We start from the raw sequence: 22,050 nt of genomic DNA, 5'->3' as shown, positions 1-22,050 counted from the left end.
TTCAAAACACTCCAGTTGTTAGAAAGTAAAGGTCCATTGACCAACATTTGGTTGCTCAGAGAGGGCGTCGGCTAGGCGGTAGTTTGGAGAAGTTACGTCCCTTGAATTGCTTCGCCCGCTGCATCTTACTCGATTACGGGATCTATTTCTGGGTGATGATCGGAGAGTGGAATCACGCTAACTTTCCGGGGAATCGCTGATTGTTAAAAAAATCGTTTCGCCTCTCGGAGCGATTTCGGGTATCATCAGCGAACAGTCGTGATATGACCTGATATCACGGCTGTCCCACCCGCACCTGTCTCAACCTCGAGATGCCATGAGACTTCTCCTCGCAGCGTTTGTGTTACAGCTTTTTAGTCTGCCTGTTCAGGCTGATGAAAGCTTCTACGAAGAGCAAATCAAGCCGCTCCTTGCCATGAAGTGTTTCGCGTGTCACGGGGCGCTGAAGCAGGAGTCTGATTTGCGGCTTGATGCCGGCCAGCTGATTCACTCTGGTGGAGCGACTGGTCCCGTCATTGATTTAGAGAAGCCAACCGAGAGCTTGCTACTTAGTCGTATTCAAACCGCCGATCTCGATCTGCGCATGCCGCCTGATGGTGAGGGCGAGCCATTAACGCCTGGGCAGGTTGACCTATTGACGACATGGATACGAGGTGGAGCGAAGTTTCCCAAAACAGAAGAGATACCCCCGGACCCGCGGCAGCATTGGGCCTACCAAGTGCCGCGAAAGGTTGAACTACCTCGAGTCAAGAACGAATTGGGCGAGTTGCATCCGGTTGATGCATTTCTGCTTGCGAATCTCCAAGATCATCAGTTATCCGCCGCACCCCACACCGATCGGTCTACCTTGGTGCGTAGGGTTTACTTGGATTTGATTGGTTTGCCCCCGACGGCAGACCAGCAACGCGCGTTTCTCGACGATCCTTCGCCTGATGCATGGAAAAAATTGGTCGATGAACTACTCGACGATCCGGCGTACGGTGAGCGTTGGGGGCGACATTGGATGGACGTTTGGCGATATAGCGACTGGGACGGCTATAAAAACGAACTCCGTGGTAGTCAGCGGCATATTTGGCGGTGGCGAGATTGGATTGTTGAATCCGTCAATGCCGACAAGCCGTACGACCGCATGATTAGGGAAATGCTGGCGGCAGATGAGATTGCTCCTACGGATCAAAACGTCCTGAGAGCAACTGGTTATTTGGCCCGAAACTATCATAAAAGCAATCGGAATATTTGGCTTGATGCCACAGTAGAGCATACCGCCAAGGCGTTCCTCGGAATGACGATCGACTGCGCACGCTGTCACGATCATAAATTCGATCCGATCGGGCAGTCTGAATACTACGCGATGCGGGCTGTCTTCGAGCCGCATGAGGTACGCACCGAACGACTGCCCGGTGAGGCGGATCTCGTCAAGCAAGGTCTAGTCCGCGCTTACGACGCGAAGCCTGACGAGCCTACCTACGTGTACATCGCCGGTAACGAGAAGCATCCTGACAAAGAGCATCCCGTGGAGCCCGGTGTGCCTGAGGTGATCGAATTGCCGTACGAACCGCATCCAATCGATTTGCCGCCACTCGCTGTCTATCCGAGTCTCAAGGAGTTCATTGAGCAGGAACAATTGGAATCAGCGGCAGCCAAGGTGAAAGCCAGCGAAATGAAGATTGCCGAGACCACGGACCCTGCCGACAAGTCGGTACACCAGCAAGACTTGGTTGCCGCGACTGCTGAGTATGAATCGCTGAAAGCTCGCTGGGCAGCCGATCGGGCGAAGTATGCCGAGGATGCGGATTCAGTGAAGTTGCAGCAGCTTGCCAAACGAGCCGCTATGGCTGAAAACACTGCCAAATTGGAACGAGCGAGACATACGGTGCTTCTTAAGGAACAATCGCTTTCGCAAGCCGAGTCAAGCCCACAAACCGACGAAAAACAGAAAGCAGCGGTGGAGAAATCGCGGAAAGAAGTCAACGAGGCAATGAAGAAGCGGGAGGAAGCCGAGCGTCTAGTGAACAGCCTTGATGCTATCGAATATTCGTCGATCGGTACCGCTTATCCTCCAAAGAGTACCGGCAGGCGTTCCGCCCTGGCTAGCTGGATTACCGACCGGCGCAACCCGCTCACCGCACGCGTGGCCGTGAATCACATCTGGATGCGTCACTTTGGTGAACCACTGGTAGAAAACGTATTCGACTTCGGCCTACGCTCGCCCAAGCCCGAACACGTTGATCTCCTAGACTGGTTGGCAGTCGAGTTCATGGAAAGTGATTGGAGCATGAAGCATCTGCATCGATTGATTTTGACCTCGGCCGCTTATCGTCGTGCATCGAGCGTTTCTGGTGAGGAATTCATGGCTAATCGAGCGCAGGATCCCGATAACCGACTGCTTTGGCGGTCAAATATTCAGCGACTCGATGCCGAGAGCATCCGCGATAGCGTTCTGCATGTGGCTGGTAGATTGGATCGAACGCTAGGAGGTCCCGACATTGATTTCGATCAAGGGGAAAAGGTTTATCGCCGCAGCCTCTATTTTCGCCATGCTTACGAAAAGCAGATGCAGATGCTCGTCACGTTTGATGCCGCTGCGCCAAACGAGTGCTATCGGCGGTCTCAAAGCGTGATCCCGCAGCAGGCGCTGGCCCTTTCGAATAGTTCATTGGTTGTCGAGCAATCGCGCCGCTTAGCTGCTCGGCTTAGTGGCGAGGTTCCCGAGGCAGAGGGTTTTATTCGCGCGGCTTTTGAATCCATTCTTTGTCGAGACTGTACCGTTGAGGAACTCGCAGCGTGTCAGGAGTTTCTGGTAAGCCAGACAGAGCGGCTAAGTTATTCCGGAGAGCTAACCCCGATTGCTAGTGGCGCGAAGGCTGGGGTGCCTGCGGCTGATGATTCAGCCCAACGTGCCCGTGAAAACCTCGTGCACGTTCTTTTCAACCATAACGACTTTGTGACCGTCCGATGAGCCATTACACCCGCCAAATCGATCTGCCCACCGAGGGCTTTACTCGTCGTCAGTTTCTCAATGATCTAGGCCTGGGATTCGGCAGTATCGCCCTTTCCACCATGCTGGCAAACGATGGCTTTGCCGGAACCCAACTGCAGCAGATAGCGCCTCGTGCGAAGAGTGTAATTTGGCTGTTCATGATTGGAGGAGCGAGTCACCTGGAGACGTTTGATCCGAAGCCGGCGCTCAACAAATATGCGGGCAAGACGATTGAAGAGACTCCTCATGCCGCCGTCCTGAAGTCTTCGTTTCTGGAAAACGAACGGGTCGTGGCATTCGATCCGAATAATGGATTTATCCGCAATAAGCTGTTTCCCATGCAGATCGGCTTCACTCCACGGGGCGAGAGTGGACTGGAGATCAGTGACTGGCTACCGCATGTTGGCGACCGGGCCGACGATCTCTGTTTAATCCGATCCATGTGGACTGAAGATAGCAATCACGGCGCGCAGCTACAGTTTCATACTGGGCGGCATCGCGTCGAAGGATTCTTTCCGACGATCGGTTCATGGGTCAATTATGGGCTAGGCTCAATCAATGATAATCTGCCTCAGTTTGTCGTCATGGGGACACCGGTTGCCGACTGTTGCGGAGGGCGAGAGTGTCATCGGGCGAACTATCTTGGACCTCAATATGATGGCGTTCCGTTGAATATCGACCCCGCGAACCCACTTCCATATGCTAAGCCTCCGCAAGGGACATTTCAGGAGGAGCAAATCGGTCAATTTGAACTCCTTCGCAAGCTGAACGGACTCACTGCCGACAACTTCCCTGACGATGATGCCCTGGCTGCTCGGATTCGTTCCTATGAGCTCGCCTATCGCATGCAAACGGCCGTGCCGGAGGTTGTTCAGTTCTCAGATGAAACTCAAGAGACGACGGATCTCTACGGGATTGAACAAAAGGAAACGAAGACTTTTGGACAGCAGCTACTCGCCGCCCGGCGTTTGGTCGAGCGTGGAGTGCGGTTTGTACAGATTTATCATGGAAGCAATGGCGGGGCTGGACAATGGGATAGCCATAAAGGCCTCAAGGCGAGTCACGCCAAGCTCTGCAAGCAAATCGATCAACCGCTTGGGGCACTCCTGAAGGATCTGAAGCGGCGTGGGCTTCTCGACGAGACGCTTGTGGTTTGGGCGACTGAATTCGGCCGGACGCCTGGTTCGCAAAGCGCCGATGGACGAGACCATCACCCATATGGATTCACGATCGCCATGGCTGGCGGAGGTATCAAAGGGGGTGTGGCCCATGGGGCGACCGATGAATTAGGTTTCCATGCGGTGGAGAATCGACATTACGTCACGGATGTTCACGCCACCGTTTTGCACCAACTCGGTCTCGACCCTCGTGCGATGCATGTGCCTGGAAGAAAGCGATTGGAGAGAGACTTCGGGCATGTGATTGGCGAGGTAATCAGCTAACTGTACGGTATTAAGGAGAGTAAACCTCTCAGGAAAAGTCGGTTGCCCAAGTCTGCAAAGAGAATGCTCTCTGGGAGCGGACTTTTCAAGGAAGTGTCCGGGGAGGGGAATATCTAGATGTTCGATCGATTGTTGTCCGTGAAATTCGAGCAGCTTGCCACACCTCGTCTCGTTATTGACTCACAACTCGTGCGGCGAAATCTTGAGGCGCTTCAACAATATGCGCAGCAGCACAATTTACTGGTGCGTCCCCACGCCAAGACGCACAAGTCGCTACGCGTCGCTCAAGAGCAGTTGAATGTGGGTAGTCGAGGGTTATCAGTTGCCAAAGTGGGTGAAGCAGAGGTTCTGAGTCAAGAATGCGATGACTTGCTGATTGCCTACCCTGCTATCGATGCGTCGAGGTGCGATCGGATAGCTCAGCTTGCCAAGAAGATCAATCTAAGAGTTACGGTAGATTCACAGGAGGGGGTCGACGCATTGGCAAACGCCGCGAAGCTGCATGGCACGACGATTGGGATACTCGTCGATCAAGATGTTGGCTTTCATCGAACGGGTATTTCGTCGGCGGATGGGGTCGTAGAACTAGCCAAGTTCGTAGTCAACAAGCCTGGTGCGATTCGTCTAGACGGAATCTTCTTCTATCCTGGGCACATCACGGCACCACCTGATCAACAGCAAGACGCTTTGCAGCGAATTGACGTTCAACTTCAGAGGACTCTAAAACGTTGCCAAGAGACGGGAATCGAAATCAATGTCGTATCCGGGGGTTCAACACCGACGGCGTTTCAATCACACCTGATCACGTGCCAGACGGAGATTCGCCCAGGTACGTATGTGTTCAATGACATGAATACCGTTCGAGGTGGCTTCTGCAGCATAGACCAGTGCGCCGCAGTGGTTATTGCGACCGTGGTAAGCACCGCTGTTGCTGGAAAAGTCGTGGTTGATGCTGGAACTAAAGCCCTTTCAAGCGACCGAAATTGGATAATTCCAGATTCAGGTTTTGGCCACGTCATTGAGTATCCAGAAGCCAAGATCGTACGACTCAGCGAAGAACATGGCGAAATTGATATCTCGAATAGTCCATCTCGGCCACGTCTTGGCGAAAGAGTAGCCATCATCCCAAATCACATTTGCCTCTGCATCAACCTTCATGATACGGTTTCATGGCTTGACGGCGCCGGGAAGTCTGAACGAATTCCGGTCGATTGCCGTGGTATGATTCATTAGCCATGGTCTTAATGAGGTTTGGGTGAGGATCATTCGTTTAGGAGTATCCCATTTTGCCCGGCCTGTTTTGCTCTCGCGGTTCCCCTTGCCTTCGGGGAACATGAAATTGAGGCCCACTTGATGGGAGTGATACCCCATATTTCTGTTGCAATTCGTCGGCGAATGGCCGATATTGACTGAACTCGCCTTACCCCGCACCGGATGCGGACCTACCCGCTTTTCTAAGCAAACAACCACTTGCCATGCAAACTACTCCGCTATTCGGTTTGGATCGCCGAAACATGTTGCGTATTGCCGCAGGCGGCGTTATGGGAGCAACTCTACCCAGTTTGCCGATTTCCGCTGCCGAATCAGGCGAAAACCGGCCAATTGGGTTTGGGAAGGCAAAGTCGGTTTTGATTGTGCTATTGAGTGGCGGCCCCAGCCAACTCGACACTCTCGATCTCAAGCCGAATGCTCCCCAAGAGGTACGAGGTGAGTTTCATCCGATCTCAACGAAGGTGCCGGGAATTTGCGTTTGCGAACACCTTCCGAAGCTTGCCAGTCAAATGCAACGCTGGGCAATTGTGCGAACCATGGCTCATCGCGAGCACAACCATCTTCTGGCGACGCACGTGGCTCTTACCGGTCGGCCAACTCCGCTGCCACGTGGTGGATCGGACCTGGACCGGGTGGAGTCTCGCAATGACTTTCCCAATTTCGCGGCAGCTCTCGATTTCATTCGTCCCCGGACCGATGGAATTCCGAGTGGTGTTTCGCTTCCAAATTACTTGATCGAGGGACCACTTACCTGGCCAGGGCAGCACGCTGGATTCCTGGGGGCTAAACACGACCCTTGGCAGATCAACGGTGATCCAAATGATAAGAACTTTCGTATCGAGGCACTGTCAATGCGGGATGGCGTTTCGCTCGATCGCCTGCAATCGCGTCACCAATTGCTCGACGACCTGAACCACGGCCGTGCACCTTTGTCCGGAATCAATACGGACTCGCTTCGCGACCAAAGAGACGTCGCCTATAAACTACTGAATTCCGGAAAACTGGCCCAGGCATTTGATATCGGTCGCGAATCGGACGAGACTCGCGAGCGGTACGGTCGCAATAAGTTCGGACAGTCTCTGCTGTTGTCTTGGCGGATGATCGACGCAGGCGTGCCCATCGTGCAGGCAACGATGGGAATCGTGCAGACATGGGATACTCACGTCGACAATTGGGGGAAACTCAAGAACCGACTTCTGCCTGAACTCGATCAAGGATTAGCGGCATTGACGGACGATCTGGAGAACTCGGGCAAACTTGATGAAACGTTATTGATCGTCATGGGGGAATTTGGTCGCACGCCGAAGGTCTCAACGCTTCCGGGGCAAACCATTCCGGGACGCGATCATTGGGCACACGCGTACAGCGGGTTGTTCGCAGGTGCTGGAATCCAAGGAGGTCAAGTCCTGGGAGAAACCGATTCAAAAGCCGCTTATCCGATCACCACGTCCTGGTCTCCGGCCGATGTCTGCAGCACGGTTTTCAACGCTGTTGGGGTTAACGCGGATGCCACCATCTACGATCCATTGACGCGCCCGCATCACCTGCTCAATGGTTCGGTGATTTCTAATCTTTACACGGGAGCCAGCGTATGACGACTCGACTGGGCTCTCTTCCATCGAATGAGTGGCAACAAGACGGATCACATGCCCCGATTTGTCGCAGGCCATTGCTTCGGGCCTTATCAATCTGCGCTCGAATCGCTTGGCTCTCCCTTTTTGCCAATTGAACTCTCTCAAAAAACCAAAATAGAATGTCCCGGCGCAAAACAAATCGATCCAGTGGATGTCACGAATTCCAAACCGCTTCGATGATTAATCGTCGACAGATACTTCAAGCCGGCGCGCTGGGTGCCTTGGGACTTGGCTGGGGAGATTTACAGGCCCATCTTGCTGCGGCGGAACATCATCAAAGCTTGCCGCGAAAACGCGCCAAGGCATGCATCTTCTTGTTCATGTGGGGCGGCCCCAGCCAACTCGAGACATTCGACTTGAAGCCGGATGCACCGGCCGAAGTGCGTGGCGATTTCAAACCAATTGCGACGAAGGTGCCAGGAACCCAGATCTGCGAGCACTTTGGCCGGGTGGCACAGTGGACGGACAAACTGGCAATCGTCCGTTCGCTTACGCACGATGATCCTGCGCACTTATCCAGCGGGCACGCTACCCTTACTGGGCAATTGGCACCAGTTGTCAAGAGCGATGCCGATCCGCCAAGTTCCAAGGATTCACCTCACCTCGGCTCGCTGATATCGAAATTGCGACCCAACGACAACGGTCTGCCATCCTTCGTGGCCATGCCTTGGAAAGCGCTTCACCCGGCGGCGCCCGGTGGCGAGGCACCTGGGCAGCATGGCGGGTGGCTTGGGTCGGCATACGATGGAATGCTTCTTGGCGGAGACCTGAACGATCCGAACTGGCGTCCACAAGGACTCGGTTTGCCTGCGGATATTGAACTGGGGCGTCTACAATCTCGGGTCGAATTGATGAAGATGATGGATGCACAGCGTGTTGGAATTCATAAGTCGTTGGCGGCTTCATCCTTTGAAAGTCACCAGACACGAGCACTCGAAATGATCGGTTCCGCCAAGGTTCGCAGTGCATTTGATCTTTCCCAGGAAACTCCCGAGACACGGGAGCGTTACGGCCGGAACATACACGGCCAGTGTGTTTTGATGGCACGCCGTTTGGTGGAACATGGTGTGCCGTTGGTTTCAGTCAATTGGCATAACGATGGCAAGAACTTTTGGGATACGCATGGGAACAATTTCAATCGTTTGAAGAACGATTTAATTCCTCCGGCTGACATGGCGCTTGCGGCGTTATTGCAAGACCTGGAAGAACGCGGCATGTTGGACGAAACTCTCGTGGCTTGGGTCGGAGAGTTTGGTCGTAAGCCCCAAATCAGTCAGAACAATGCCGGGCGAGAGCATTGGCCATTCTGCTACAACGGCCTATTGGCTGGCGGCGGAATCAAGCCGGGGATTGTTTATGGTGCCAGCGATAAACACGCTGCCTATCCCGTTTCCGATCCCGTCACCCCTCAAGATTTCGCGACAACCATCCTGCATGCAATGGGTGTTTCCACAACGCAATCGTTACTGGATCGTGAGAACCGGCCTCATCATGTTTGTTCCGGCAGAATCTTGCAGGATTTGCTCGTCGGATAGACCGCTCCCTCATTCGGACAATATTTAAACACCCGCCTTCCAACTTTTCCTCCCTCCACCGCCAATGTCACTATTATGCGAATGAGAACGATTTCAACTGTCTTACTGGGCATTGTGATAGCCACGTGGCAGTTGTCCGCTTGTGCCGAAACGTTCGAAGCGATCCATCCGCGTACCTGTAGGCCAGGACAATCCACCAACGTGGTCATCCATGGGAAAGACCTTTCCGACACGCTGCGGTTGGCGCTGAGTACGCCCGACATCACCTGGAAAGTTGAGAAGATCGAGCCGACCCAAGCAGTCGTATCGGTTCATGTACCGGCGGATCACCCTCTTGGACCGGTACATCTTTGGATAGCGGGAAAGAACGGGACAGCTCAGGTTCGTACGCTTCTGGTGGATGGGATGGAAGCCGTAGCGGATAACGGAAATAATCATTCCCGCGAGTCGGCACAGGAGATTCCTGCGCTGGCTTCGGTCGAGGGAACGTGCGATCCGTCGTTGAGCGACTTCTATCGGTTACACGTCCAAGCTGGGCAACGCGTTTCATTTGAGGTGCATACGCAGATCTTACACTCGGCGATGGATCCAGTATGCCGCGTCATTGACGAAACAGGAAAGACCCTTATCCAGGCAGACGATTCTGAGATTGGTCCTGATATTCGCTTCCACTACGTGTTTCCCCAGGAAGGCAATTACTGGATCGAAGTCCACGACAATCGCAATGCGGCTGGTGGTGCGCCATACCAACTGCGGGTAGGCGATTTTCCCACAGTCAATCAAAGCTTTCCACTTGCCGTGCAAACGGATCACAAGGCTGAAGTCTCTTTTCTAGGGCCAGACGCCGGGCAAGTACCGGGTCGTGAAATTCAGATTCCGTCCGATGCACCCGCGATGGTCAACCTTCAGGCTCAGACGATGGAAGGAAAATCGGCCACGTGGGTTCCGCTGCTTACCAGTAAATACCCCCAAGTCACCGAGTCTTCGTCGATTCCAGTCTCCTCACCGCCTATCGGTATTAGTGGTCGCCTGAATGAACCCAAAGAAGTCGACGTCTATCCCATCCAGGGAGTTAAGGGGCAATTGGTCCGTTTCAGGTCGAAAACGCGAAGCCTCAATAGCCCTACTTTGCTTCAGATGCAATTGCTCAACGCGTCGGGCGGCAAGATCACTGAAACGAAAGTGTCTGATACGGACGAATGGAGCATGGACGCGACATTTCCTGACGATGGCGAATATCGACTGGAAGTTTCTGACCTGTTAAAGCGGGGCGGAGAAGAGTTCAGCTATTGGGTCGAACTGGTACCGGCGGGAACCTTCTCGGTGTCGATTAAAGGAGACGCTAAGACACGAGAACAATTCGCGATCGAGCTAAACAACGGCGCCTGTGCGATTGATCTCGACGTAATTCGCTTTGGCTTTGACGGCGAAATCGACCTGGCGCTGACGAAACCCGATTGTGGCATCCGATTGGTGAACTCACGAATACCAGCCAAAGCGAATTCGTCACGGGTATACCTCGTGGCTAGCGAAAACTGGAAGCTCGATCAGTTGGAATCGGTGAAACTTGTCGCCACGGCCTCGGGGAATCCTGCCAACTCGTGCATCGTCAATAGCCACTCGATTCACCGAGCAAAAGAACCCTTCGTATTGACGCCCAATTCTCAATTGGACGGAGCTTTGATTCTATCGGCGAGCGTGAATACAGATTCCCCGTTCGCAATGGAAGCGGCGGGACCAATTTCGTTTGCCCGCCCGCTTCGTTCCCATACCGCCCAAATGAACCTCAAACGACTGCAAGGCGAATTCAAGTCAGGCGTCGAAGTCCTTGCCGAGACGTTACCGGCCGGCTGGGGTGCTCAGGCTAAGGCCGACAAAGACGCCTACAAGCTGACGTTCACGCGAAACGAAAGGGCGACCGGCGAGCCCGATCATCTTGTACTTCAGGCCTATGGAGAGTTCAAAGGGGTCGGACGTTTGGAAACAATCAATGTACCGATCCAATGGATGGATCCTCTTAAGGTACAACTGTCGTTTAACGAGCCGATCGTGCGAGGCGGTTCCGTGCATGTTCGTGCCAGCTTAATTCGTGAAGGAGGCGAACATCAGCCTGTAACCCTGACATTTGCCAATCTTCCGCCAGGTATCACTGGCCCTGAATCGATCGTAATTTCAGCCGATCAATCCACGACGGACTTTGAACTAAAGATTGGTAGTGACGTATCTCTCGACGTCCCCCAGAAGCTAACGATTCAAGCTGCTAGCAAGTTTCAGGGGCAGGATTTCTCCGTGGATTCAACCCACGAAATGCCATTGGTGATCGAAAGCCCGAAACAGTTGGCTATCTATCCCACCGCAATCGAGCTGAACGACTCCATGGGCCGCCAACAAATCGTGGTCATCGGTAGTAACGAAACCGGTAAGTCGCGTGATTGGTCGCGGCATGCTCGGATTACTTCGTCCCGCCCAGAAATCGCTGAGGTGCGTAACGGGGTCGTTTATCCGCTGGCAGACGGCCAAGCAGAGATCAACATCGAAGTTGGGACTGCGCATCAAGTGATTCCGGTGAAGGTGTCGCAGACGTCGACGCGTCGCCCGGTCCAATTCGAGTCCGAGGTGCTGGTGGCCCTGTCAAAGCAGGGATGCAACTCAGGTGCCTGTCATGGATCTCCCAGCGGTAAAGGAGGATTTCGATTATCCCTGAGAGCGTTTGATCTGAAGCTGGATCAACTCACCTTGATTCACGAGGATTTCGGCCGCCGCGTTAACCTGATCGAACCTGAGAAGAGCCTTTTGTTGCTTAAGCCGCTGATGAGTGTGGCTCACGGCGGTGGCAAGCAATTGCATAAAGGAGACGAAGCTTATGCCATCCTGCGAGACTGGATCGCCGGCGGCGCGCACTCGGATCCGGCTGACACTCCCAGGGTGACCAGGCTCGAAGTCACTCCGAGTGGAAAGCAAGTTCGTTGGGTCGCCGACGGTAGTCAGCAGTTGGCAGTAACGGCACACTTCGCCGATGGCGACTCGCGCGATGTTACCCATCTTGCGGCGTACGAGTCGTCGAATACTACGGTTGCGACGGTCAATGCGAATGGACTCGTCACGCCGCATGCCCGCGGCGAAGCGGTGGTTCTCGTGCGATTGTTGGAATACATTGAATCGGTCCCATTGATGTTCGTCGAAAACCAGCCAGGTTTTCAATGGGCGGCGCCGTCGCCTGCCAATTACATTGATCAACTGGTTAACGAGAAACTGAGGCAGCTCCAGTACCTCCCAGCGGAAACCTGTACCGATGCAGAGTTCATTCGAAGAGTTCACCTGGACCTAATTGGCGTGTTGCCCACGGTTGAGGAGACCTCAACGTTCTTGTCGGATGCTTCCCTTGATAAGCGATCGAAGCTGATCGATGCACTTCTGGATCGGGACGAGTACGCCAAGTTCTGGGCGCTCAAGTGGGGTGATCTTCTGAAAATGACTAGTAAAGAGGTCGGAGATGACGGCGTGTATAAGTATCATCGCTGGGTCGAAGACACGCTCCGCACGAACATGCCTTACGACGAATTTGCCACGGCACTTCTGACCGGATCCGGTAGCACCTTGGCGAACCCACCGGCGAACTTCTATCGTACGGCTGCCGACATGAACCAATGTGTCGAAACGATCTCGCAGGTGTTTCTCGGGGCGCGCTTGCAGTGTGCCAAGTGTCACAATCATCCCTTCGAGCGGTGGACGCAAGACAATTACTATGGCCTAGGAGCGTTCTTCAATCGAGTGCAGCACCGTAATACCGATCGCCCCGGAGAGATGTTCATCTACACATCACTCTCAGGCGAGGTCACGCAGCCGCGGACTGGAGAGGTGATGGCTCCATGGCTACCACAAGTTGGCACTATCGAACGCGCGTCCGATTCTGATCAGCGGATCGCTTTTGCCGAGTGGCTCGTCAACGCTGAAAACCCTTATTTCGCTCGAATCGAAGCCAATAGAATTTGGAGCCACCTATTTGCTCGAGGGATTGTCGAACCAATCGACGACTTTCGTGACTCGAATCCTCCTGCGAATGGCCCGTTGCTGGATGCATTGGAAAAAGATTTCGTTGACAGCGGATTCGATCGAAAGCATTTGTTGCGAGCAATCTTGAACAGTCGGACCTATCAAGCGAGCCACGCGACCAACGAGATGAATCGCGAAGATACAACCTATTTCTCGCACCAGGAACCACGTATGTTGGGAGCCGAACAGTTGCTTGACGCGATCAATCATACGTTGAATCTGAACCAGAAACTGGGCAGTTTGCCGACAGGAACGTTGGCGACCCAGATGCCGGCACCGGATGTCGCGAAAGTCGATTTCCTGAAGGTGTTTGGGCAACCGGAGCGCAGCACCGTTTGCGCGTGCGAACGTTCCAGTGATTCCAATCTTGGTATGGCAATTGAACTGTTCAACGGATCGCTGATCCATGAGAAGCTGCGAGACAAGAATAATCGCTTCCGAACAAGCCTTACCGAAGGTAAGAGTACCGAAGAGACCATCAAAGAGCTTTACCTCGCCGCCTTATGTCGTTTGCCATCCGAAGTGGAACTAAAAGCGGCGCTGGATCACTGCTCGAAGGCGACCGATCCCGTATCGGGTATCGAGGATGTTTGTTGGGCACTGTTCAACACGGATGAGTTTTTGTTTCAGCATTGAGCAACGTTGTCTGTATTGACGGTGTTTACAACGACAAGCAAGACTCCGAGAACAATCCATGAGTTATCACGCTTACCTGTCGATTCTTGTCCTGGGCAGTCTAACTGGGATGGTCTATGGTGCCGATGCGCCGGTTAGTTTCCGTACCGATATTGCTCCCATACTTCAGGATAGCTGCCTTGCATGTCATGGAGCGAAGAAGGCGGAAGGAGGATATCGCGTCGACAGTTACAAAGAGTTATTCAAGGCAGGAGACTCAGGCGAGTCCCCGATTGGCGCGAATGCCAACGATCCAAGTGAGCTGGTACGCCGAATTTCGTGCGATGACGAATCAGAACGGATGCCAGCCGAAAGCGAGCCACTTTCCGCCGATCAGATCGCTAAGTTCCAAAAGTGGATTGCCGAAGGGGCGAAGTTCGATGGCGAAAATCCCGCCCAGACACTGGCTCTTGTGATCCCTCCTCCAACGTATGCGAGCCCACCAAAGCATTACGGACACCCGGTGCCGATTACGGCGGTGGCGTTTTCGCCAGATGGGAGAACGGTGATCTCAGGCGGATACCATGAACTGAACGTTTGGAATGTCGAGAACGGTGCGCTTGTCCGTCGAGTTCCGAACGTTGGCCAACGTGTGTTTGCGATGAGCTTTTCTGCTGATGGAAAGACGTTGGGAGTCGGATGCGGCGAACCTGGAAAGAGTGGTGAGGTGCGACTTATTGATTTCGCGACAGGCGAAGTCAAAGGAGTCACCGCGAGAACCAGCGATGTCGTGTTGGACATTGCCTTTCGTCCCGGCACTTCGGAACTTGCCGTCGCTTCGGCGGATAGTTCGATTCGTATCGTTGATATGCAGACATTGAAAGATGTCCGCACAATCGCCAGTCACGCGGATTGGGTCACCTCGGTGGCCTGGAGCGACGATGGCAAGTTGCTTGCGTCCAGCAGTCGCGATAAATCTGCCAAGGTGTACGATGGCACCTCCGGCGAATTGATTTCCAGCTATCTGGGACACGGAGACATCGTTCGTGGCGTGAGCATCCTTCCTGAAAACAAGCAAGTTGTCTCGATCGGGGATGACAGCAAATTGCACCGCTGGAATATTGCCGATAACAAGAAGGTTGCCGAGGTAGGGCTGGGCAGCGATGGCAGCAAGATCGTTCGTCAGGGGGATAATGTTCTGATTCCGTGTGTCGATGCCCGTGTCCAGTGTGTCGACTTAAAGAGCAATAAGGTCGCCAAAGAATTCAAAGGACACAGCGACTGGGTGTTGTCGGTAACTTTCCAGCCTGGGCAGAACGATCCCGCAAATGAATTAGTGGCGAGCGGGTCGTTTGATGGTGAAGTGAGATTATGGAAAGTGGCTGATGCGTCGCTTGTCCGAAGTTGGAGTGCGAAGCCTTGAGTTGATTTTTAGGGTAAAATGATCGCTTGAATCGGATAGTTCTAGACCCATCCGAATGAGTCCTTTCACATCGCAAGACTCCACAACAGGGCTGATCGGTATCTATTATGAACACGGCGTCAAACTGATAAGAGGAGATTTCGATGAACTTGACAATGCCTGTCACACTTAGGACTGTAAAGGCCTGGACGCTGCTTTTGCTGTTTCTCCTCGTATTCTCTTCTGCCCGCAGCTCGCGAGCGGACGATCGGCCGAACTTCCTGGTGATCATTGCGGATGACATGGGATATTCGGATGCTGGTTGCTATGGTGGAGAAATCTTGACGCCGAATCTAGACCAACTTGCCAAAGGTGGCTTACGTTTTACCCATTTCTACAACACGGCCCGCTGTTGGCCGACACGATCGGCACTTTTGACGGGCTACTATCCGCAGCAGATTCGACGCGACGGAATGCCGGGAGCACCGGGCAATTTCGGCGGCCGAGGCAAACGACCGGAGTGGGCGAAAACCGTTGCCGATTACCTGAAAGCCGAAGGATATCGAACCTACCATTCGGGTAAGTGGCACGTCGACGGTGAGCCAACGAAGAATGGTTTCGACCGTTCCGATCCGACGACACGAGGTCCTGGATTCTTTGAAACGACCAAAAAGAAAACACGTGATCCCAAATACTACGAGACGATTGATACAGCGGACTTTGCGATCGCGTGTTTAAAGGAACACGCATCGAAGTTTGCCGAACGGCCATTCTTTGAATACGTGGCCTTTCGCGCGCCCCACTTTCCGCTGCATGCTCTGCCAGAGGACATCGAACGATATCGCGGCCGTTACACGCAGGGGTGGGATGTATTGCGGAAGGAACGTCATGAGCGACAGCAAGGACTTGGGATTGATGTTGCTGAGTTATCGGCACTTGAGCCCGAGGTTGGGCCTCCTTATGCATTTCCCGAACATATCAAGTTGCTTGGCACGGGCGAGATCAATCGCCCCTTACCTTGGGAGGAGCTTACCGAGGAGCAAAAGCAATTCCAGGCAACCAAAATGGCGATCCATGCAGCCATGATTGATCGGATGGACCGCGAGATCGGTCGTATTCTCGAGCAATTACGAAGTATGGACGTGATGGAGAATACATTCATTTGCTTTCTATCCGACAATGGTGCAAGTGCTGAAATCATGGTGCGAGGTGACGGTCATGATACGACAGCGGACATGGGATCAGCTGAGACGTATCTGTGCCTGGGGCCAGGTTTTTCGAGCGCCGCAAACACACCGTTTCGTCGCCATAAGACTTGGGTCCATGAAGGTGGAATTTCTACACCTTTTATCGTTCATTGGCCCAGCGGTATAAAAGCTAAGAACGAATTGCGATCCTCCATGGCGCATGTTATTGACATCGCTCCAACCATTCTTGATCTGGCAGGCGTCAGGGTCGAAGGCGGGCAGGGCCCCCCGATGGCTGGCGTGAGTCTTAAGCCTGGTTTGCTGAAGGATGAAGTTGTCTTGCATGACGAGCTTTGGTTTTATCACAACCAAAACCGAGCCTATCGGCAGGGGAACTGGAAGATCGTATACGCAGCCGATTCAGAGGATGGGCCACGAACAAAGAGCGATGGCAGTAAACGTAAAGAAGATTTAAGCGTGAATTGGCACCTATACAATCTCTCAGCTGATCGTGCCGAACAACACGACTTGGCAGACAAAGAGCCAGAGCGATTGAAAGCCATGGCATCTCGTTGGGAGGAGTTGAGGAGCCAGTTTTTAAGCGAGGCAACTCAGCAGTGAAGTAGTTCGATTGTCCTCCTTGCGGACATGAGAACTCTCTTAGGTTTGAAACTCGCAAATTGTGATGTCTTCACATCACCATAGAAGCCACTACGTTAGGCATCACGCGTTGGTGTTATTAGCAGGCAGTGGAATACGTGCGCGTCACGCGCCGGAGACGAGTCCCTTGTGCACGTGCCCCTCGTTGAGATCGACCCGCTCGGGTCGGCCTTTGTGCATGTAGACAACCTTCGTGTGATCCAGTCCCATCATGCCCAACACCGTGGCGTGAATGTCGTGTACATGCAGTTTATCTTCGACGGCATACAGGCCAAGGTCGTCCGTGGCACCAATCGTCTGTCCGCCCTTCGCTCCGCCGCCGGCAATCCACATGGTGAAGCCAGTCGGATTGTGATCCCGCCCGGTTCCCTTTTCGCTCATTGGCGTGCGTCCGAATTCGCCACCCCACATGACCAGAGTATCTTCCAAGAGTCCGCGTTGTTTCAGATCGGCAATCAAGCCCGCAATTGGCTTATCAACGCCGCGGCAAAGACGTGAATGATTACCTTCGATATTGCTATGGCTGTCCCATTTGCTTCCAGCGCCTGAGTAGAGCTGAATAAATCGAACGCCCCGCTCGACTAGCCGTCGAGCCAGTAGACACTGCCGGCCGTAAACTTCGGTCTCTTTGTCATCCAGACCGTACATCTTTCGAATGTGCTCTGGCTCGTTCTGAAGATCGATCGCTTCCGGAGCATCTGTCTGCATCCGTGCTGCCAGTTCATAGCTGCGAATGCGAGCTTCAAGGTCGGTGTTCGATTCCCGTCCGACGTAATGCTTGCGGTTCAATTGGTTGATAAAAGCTAACTTGCGCTGCTGCTGTGAATCGGAAATTCCTTGGGGGTTATTGAGATTCCGTAGCGGCTCTTCCCCCCCTTCGAAGAGCACTCCCTGATGACCGGAGGGCATAAATCCGGAACCCCACGCGCGGACCCCATTGACCACCATCGAGTTGCTGTCTTTCATCACGACGAAGTCAGGCAGACTTCTGCTGCTTGAGCCCAGGCCGTAAGAGATCCATGCCCCTAAAGACGGCCGCCCGCCGAACACGGCTCCCGTATTCATCTGGCAGACGCCGCCGGCGTGATTGATTCCGTCCGATACGCACGAGTGAATGACGCAAAGTTCATCCGCGATTGCGTGGTGATGAGGTAACCAGTCAGAAATCCACAGCCCGCTTTCTCCACACTGCGACCACTTTCGTTTGCATTCGAGAATGGGAGAGTTGATCTCACCCATGGCCGTGACTGGTCGAGGAAAACTATCGGGAAGCGTTTGGCCAGCTAGACGGTTTAGTTCTGGCTTGTAATCGAACAGGTCCAAGTGACTTGGGCCACCTTCCATGAAGAGCCAGATAATATTCTTCGCTCGGCCGCGATAATGCGGGATCTTCTCTGCTGCTGGGCTGTCGTTACGAGCAGCAAATAGCGACTCCCCGGTGAGTGCCGCATATGCCAATGCCCCGAATCCACCACCAGCACGGCAAAGAAAATCTCGCCGCGAATTTGGGTGTTCGACGTTGTTGCACATGGAATATTTCATGACTGGAGTCCAGGTTTTGAGTTGTTTGAATTGTCGTCAGCACGATTTACTGGAGGTACAGAAACTCGTTGGAATTGAATAGGGCGTGACAAAAATCGGTAACGGCCCGAAGCGTTTTTGTTTCAGACTGCGAGTCGCCACTTTCCTGGCTCGGACGCAACCACTGCGTGTTGGGAGCAGGCTGCTCGCCATCTTCATCGTTGAATCGCCAGTCAAGGATTCGCACCGCCTTTTTCGGTTGTTCGCCGATTAAAAGTTGTTGACGTGGAAGCGCTCCACGACTGATCGTCAGACGCGCAAACTGGCCATCCCACAGGTGTCCGTTTGCATCTCGACCCCCAGCGATGACCCTCATTGCCGGATTCTGAATTTGTGACACGACAGAGGTTGGCACCTTTGATGTTTCCACTTCAGAGTTCGGGTCCGACAGATCTTTCATGTAGAACGTGACTGACCCGGAAGTGGGATCGTCTTCCGATGTAGTTGCTGAAATTACTGCCGCGAGATAGACCGGCTTATTCAATGGGACCTTGAATCCCGAGGCGACGACTTCGAATGTAGCCTGGTCCTGAAAATCGCGGCCAGCTAACGCGACGACGAAGTTGCGCGGCTGATAGGCCGACTTGGTACTGGTGACGGCGACCGTCCAGCCATTTGTTTTGGTATTGCTATTCCAACGCGAAATCAGCGAATTGGCGCTGGCGTCGGGATACAGACGATCGAGAATCACAACGGCTTCCACCGTGAACTGATCATCGAATCCGTCCGTTTCCTTTACGTGAAGGCGTTCAAATCGGCTGCCCGGCTGAATCCATAGAGCCTGTTTACCCAGTCCGAAATCCTTTACCGCTGCGAAATGCTGCGTGACCGGCCTTAGGCCCGTTTCATTGGGATACTTGGCAACGATCGGGGGAGCGGTGATCGACTCTGTCTGTTCGCGGATGAACGTTAATGCCGCGGTGATTTCCTCGTCGGATGCTTCTCGACCGAAGACTAATTGCCAGGCCTTGCGAACGTCGGCTGCGTCTAGTTGTTCTTTTCCTGCAAGGAGCCGCTTCGCGAAGGCTCGTGAACGGTCCAAAGTCCAGGCTCCATTGGCCAGTAACAACGATTGAATTGGGGTCGTCGTCGAATCTCGGGTTGGAGCGGATTCAAAACACAATGGCGCATCGAACCCACTAAGCATTTCATCCGGTTTGTTTCGTTTCTTGATGACGTAGACGCTTCGGTTTGGCGTCGAGCCACTGACGGACGGACCACCATCGCGATGTTTCAGTTCGCCAGATACGGCGAGCATTGCATCACGTAACTGTTCGGCGTCGAGCCGCGTAGGCGGAAATCGCCACAACAAACGGTTGGTAGGATCGATATCGATCGGGCGAACCGCCGGTTCATCGCTCGAAGTGTGCTGTCGTGCGACATTGCCCTCAAATCGCGCGGTTTGGCGGTACGCGGCACTGTCCATGATCAGCCTATGCATGGGTTTGGTCTTCCACCCGCCATTCAGAAATCGCCTAGTCAGCCAGTCGAGAAGTTCGGGATGACTTGGTGACTCACCAAGTGTGCCAAAATCGTTTGGTGTCGGCACAATGCCCTGGCCAAAGTGCCGTTGCCAGATCCGGTTGACGATCACACGCGTTGACAGAGGATTGTCTTCTCGGACAATCCAATTCGCCAATGCCGTTCGACGGCCTGTGGTGGTCTCGGTCGGATGGATCTCCGGTTCTTTGTCGCCGAGCAGTGTGAGGAACGATGGCTGAACCTCTTCTGTGGTAGTACGCGTCATCAGGTAAGTTGGTGCCGGTGATGTCCCAATGTCGGTCCCGACGAACGCAACCGGAAGTGGCTTGGGTTTGAGCGAATCGAATTTCTTCAATTCGGCCTCCAACTCTTCATAACGCTTTAGCTTGTCGGGCGACTTCTTAAGTCCTTTCGCCCGGTCGTAGGACTTATTTGCACGGTCAACCTGCCGCCAAACCAGATACGAAAGCTGCTTCTCGAACGTTGATTTCTCTGATTCCGGCTTGTTGTAGATTTCTTGAACGTCTGGCGGAAACTGCTTGACGATATTGCGCTGATTGGAAGCGATCCCATCGCCGACCAAGCCATCGATTTCGTCTCGAATTGACTGGGTTGCTTCTTCCCACTTCTGTTGTTGCTGCTGATAAGCCGCAATCTGATCTGGATTTGCCAAAGGTCGATCCATTGGCCAGGCCACCGACGACAAGAATGCTTGCAAACCGTAGTAATCCTTCTGCAGAATCGGATCAAATTTATGATCGTGACATTGCGCACAGCCAATTCCGATCCCCAGGAATGCCTCACCGGTCACGCGGGTCATCTCATTGATGATCAGATCCCAGTGCATCCTCGCGTTGCGCTGATTCCATTCGTAAACGCCGTGACGGAGATACGCCGTGCCAATGAAGACATCGGGATCATCGGGGGCGATTTCATCTCCCGCCAGATGTTCGCGAACGAACTGATTGTAAGGCTTGTCGTCGTTCAACGATCGAATGACATAGTCACGATAGGCGCTGGCATCTGGTCGAAAAGCGTCTTCGTTGTAGCCGTCGCTTTCCGAATATCGAACCACATCAAGCCAATGCTGAGCCCAACGCTCCCCGTATCGTGGACTTTCCAGCAGCTGGTCAACCAGACGCTGCCAGGCATCTGGGCGATCATCGTGGACAAATGCATCAATTTGCTCTGGTGTCGGCGGCAAACCATGTAGGTCGAAATAGGCTCGTCGCACCAGCTCATAGCGATCGGCTTCCGGCGCTGGTTCAAGTCCTGCCTCGTTCAGTTTTCTGGCAACGAATCGATCAATTTCATTCCTTGCCCAGCCATCGCCGGCATGAGGTACGGCCGGGTCCGTGACTGGTTGGACGGCCCACCACTTGCGATCTTCTTCGGTGATGCGGTCCGCATCCTGACGAATTATCAATGAGTTATCACCGCCTGGCCAGGGAGCACCAAGCTCAATCCATTTCACCAGAACGGCAACGTCCTTCTCGGGCAACTGGCCTTTAGGCGGCATTTCGTACGACTCGTACCGCACGGCGGAGATGAGCAGACTTTCGTTAGGAGTACCGGGGACGATAGCGGCTTCTTCAGATTCGCCCCCCTTGAGCATGGCCGCTCTTGAATCGAGCCGCAGCATGCCTTTCTGGCTCTCAGCACTGTGGCACTCAAGACAGTGTTGAGCTAGCAGGGGACGAACGTGCATCTCGAAGAACTTGAGCTTATCCGCGCTGACCGCGTCGTCCTGAGCGACGAGTGATGAGCAGGTGAGCAAGAATAGCGCTATTGAAAATAGTGTTTGAATCGAGCGATGCAGCATGAAGTGACTCAACTGGGGTAGGGGGAGGCGGGAGGTGAGTAGCTATGGACCGGCTAGCACCACTGAAACACGTCTTCCGAATCGGACCAATGTGGGAGTGGAGAAGGAATAGTAGTGAGAACCCGATCGCGCTCCTGCATTATTTGGCAAAGTGGAAGTCTCGTAGCGATCGTGAAGCTGCTCTCATTCTGGCGTTTAACTCGTGTATCCAGTGGACATTGCGCTCTGCCTTGGCAAGCTCTCTATCAGCAATCGTACAGTGACGTCACAAACCTACCTAAGGTTTTTGAAGAAATACAGAAATAATGAAAACAGGAATATTTAACGGTAAGAATGGGGGCCTAAAAGTTGCTGCAAGCGCGAGATAGAGGCACTTCCCGCCTCG

At 53.6% G+C, this 22,050-nt stretch carries 10 protein-coding genes; 8 read left to right on the top strand and 2 right to left on the bottom strand.

The window, feature by feature from the left end; all coding sequences use genetic code 11:
- Positions 1–316: 316 nt before the first annotated feature.
- The 8 genes from Pan97_RS13875 to Pan97_RS13840 all read left to right on the top strand — a co-directional run bounded on the left by Pan97_RS13875 (position 317) and on the right by Pan97_RS13840 (position 16,741).
- On the top strand, positions 317–2,959 hold the full coding sequence (locus Pan97_RS13875) for a PSD1 and planctomycete cytochrome C domain-containing protein (RefSeq protein ID WP_144973474.1): 2,643 nt from the start codon (positions 317–319) through the stop codon (positions 2,957–2,959).
- On the top strand, positions 2,956–4,422 hold the full coding sequence (locus tag Pan97_RS13870) for a DUF1501 domain-containing protein (protein ID WP_144973472.1): 1,467 nt from the start codon (positions 2,956–2,958) through the stop codon (positions 4,420–4,422). The genes Pan97_RS13875 and Pan97_RS13870 overlap by 4 nt, the downstream gene beginning before the upstream one ends.
- A gap of 117 nt (positions 4,423–4,539) precedes the next feature.
- Positions 4,540–5,655 carry an alanine racemase gene (locus tag Pan97_RS13865; RefSeq protein WP_144973470.1) on the top strand — a complete coding sequence of 372 codons (1,116 nt, stop codon included), beginning with the start codon at positions 4,540–4,542 and terminating at the stop codon, positions 5,653–5,655.
- A 281-nt stretch (positions 5,656–5,936) separates the two neighbouring features.
- Positions 5,937–7,289 carry a DUF1501 domain-containing protein gene (locus tag Pan97_RS13860; protein ID WP_206668894.1) on the top strand — a complete coding sequence of 451 codons (1,353 nt, stop codon included), beginning with the start codon at positions 5,937–5,939 and terminating at the stop codon, positions 7,287–7,289.
- Between the two features lie 215 nt (positions 7,290–7,504).
- A complete protein-coding gene (locus Pan97_RS13855; RefSeq protein WP_165698749.1) occupies positions 7,505–8,863 on the top strand; it encodes a DUF1501 domain-containing protein in 1,359 nt (452 codons plus the stop codon).
- Positions 8,864–8,944: 81 nt separating this feature from the next.
- A complete protein-coding gene (locus tag Pan97_RS13850) occupies positions 8,945–13,552 on the top strand; it encodes a DUF1549 domain-containing protein (protein ID WP_165698748.1) in 4,608 nt (1,535 codons plus the stop codon).
- Positions 13,553–13,610: 58 nt separating this feature from the next.
- Complete coding sequence (locus Pan97_RS13845) at positions 13,611–14,954, top strand: c-type cytochrome domain-containing protein (RefSeq protein WP_144973462.1); 1,344 nt, start codon at positions 13,611–13,613, stop codon at positions 14,952–14,954.
- 281 nt (positions 14,955–15,235) lie between these two features.
- Entirely contained in the window at positions 15,236–16,741 is a 1,506-nt protein-coding gene (locus Pan97_RS13840) for an arylsulfatase (protein ID WP_241676421.1), read from the top strand.
- Positions 16,742–16,885: 144 nt separating this feature from the next.
- Here Pan97_RS13840 and Pan97_RS13835 read toward each other — a convergent pair whose 3' ends face one another.
- Together Pan97_RS13835 and Pan97_RS13830 are read right to left on the bottom strand one after the other, a co-directional pair.
- Entirely contained in the window at positions 16,886–18,322 is a 1,437-nt protein-coding gene (locus Pan97_RS13835; RefSeq protein WP_144973458.1) for a DUF1501 domain-containing protein, read from the bottom strand.
- Between the two features lie 46 nt (positions 18,323–18,368).
- Positions 18,369–21,620, bottom strand: a complete 3,252-nt coding sequence (locus Pan97_RS13830) for a PSD1 and planctomycete cytochrome C domain-containing protein (protein ID WP_165698747.1) — start codon at positions 21,618–21,620, stop codon at positions 18,369–18,371.
- Positions 21,621–22,050 lie beyond the last annotated feature (430 nt).

Origin of the sequence: Bremerella volcania (assembly GCF_007748115.1) — a bacterium.
Classification (GTDB): Bacteria; Planctomycetota; Planctomycetia; order Pirellulales; family Pirellulaceae; genus Bremerella; species Bremerella volcania.
Note: the sequence above shows the minus strand (reverse complement) of the source record. Positions and strands in the feature narration are given on the sequence as shown.